This window comes from Nocardia sp. NPDC004718 (assembly GCF_053601535.1).
Genome location: NZ_JBSGCA010000175.1, coordinates 1 through 1,192, shown reverse-complemented (window position 1 = coordinate 1,192; position 1,192 = coordinate 1). Strand labels below are relative to the sequence as shown.

Below are 1,192 nucleotides of genomic sequence, written 5' to 3'. Positions count from 1 at the left end.
GGGACTGCCCCGAGTTTGGTTGACTCGTGGGTTTGGTCTTTCAGGCCGCGACTGCGGGCCGGTTTATTGTCTCAAACTCGATCGGGGTGAGCCGACCGAGTCTGCGTTGCCGCCGGGTGCGGTGGTAGGTCTTCTCGATCCAGACCACGATCGCCAGACGGAGTTCGCTGCGGGTCGCCCACCGCTTCCGGTCAAGCACGTTTTTCTGCAGTAACGCGAAGAACGACTCCATCGCGGCGTTGTCACCACACGCCCCGACTCTGCCCATGGACCCTCGTAAACCATTGACCGACAACGCATTGACGAACTTTCGAGAGCGAAATTGACTACCCCTGTCGGAGTGGACGATCGTCGCGGTAGGTGCTCGGAGAGCGACGGCATGGTTCAGTGCCGATACCGCCAGAGATGCCTTCATCCCGGAATCGATCGAGTACCCGACGATCCGGTTGGAGAACACGTCCTTGACAGCGCACAAGTACAGTTTTCCTTCATCGGTGGAGTGCTCGGTGATGTCTGTCAACCACACCGCGTCCGGGACGGCGGCGGTGAAGTGGCGTCCGACGAGGTCGTCGTGGACCGGCGGGCCGGCCTTGCGGTTCAACCCGCGCTTCTTGGCGAACACACTCCAGATCCGCTGCGCCGAACACAATCTGGCGACTCTGTTTTCGCTGGCACAGATGCCGCGGGCAGGCAGCTCGTCGGCGATGAATCGGTAGCCGAAGGCCGGGTCGTCGGAATGGATTTCGAGAGCGGCGTCGATCAGATGGGCGTCGTCCCAATCACGTTGCGAGACAGGGCATCGTTTCCACTTGTAGAACGCTTGGGTGGAGAAGCCGAGCACCCGGCAGGTCACCGCGACGGGGATTCCGTCAGCGGCCAGGTCGAGGACCAGCGGGTATCTCATTTTGGGTTGATGTCACGCGAGAAATAGGCGACCGCGCGGCGCATGACCTCGGCTTCTTGTTCCAACTGACGGATCCGTTTGCGCGCTTCCCGCAACTCGGCTGACTCATCACGGGTGACGCCGGGCCGATGACCGTCTTCGATATCGGCCTGTTTGAGCCAGTTCTTCACACAACTCTGCGAAATCCCGAAGTCTCTCGCGACCTGCGTCAACGAGATCTCGCCCTTGCGGGCGACCGCGACGACATCGCGGCGGAACTCTTCGGGATACGGCTTCGGCATGGGGGAC

At 61.5% G+C, this 1,192-nt stretch carries 1 protein-coding gene; it reads right to left on the bottom strand.

Annotated elements, in window-relative coordinates:
• Positions 1-40: 40 nt before the first annotated feature.
• A protein-coding gene (locus tag ACWEH3_RS36200; RefSeq protein ID WP_450027023.1) for an IS3 family transposase occupies positions 41-1,185 on the bottom strand; the annotation gives its coding sequence in 2 pieces (ribosomal slippage) (positions 41-915 and positions 915-1,185; 1,146 coding nt in all).
• Positions 1,186-1,192 lie beyond the last annotated feature (7 nt).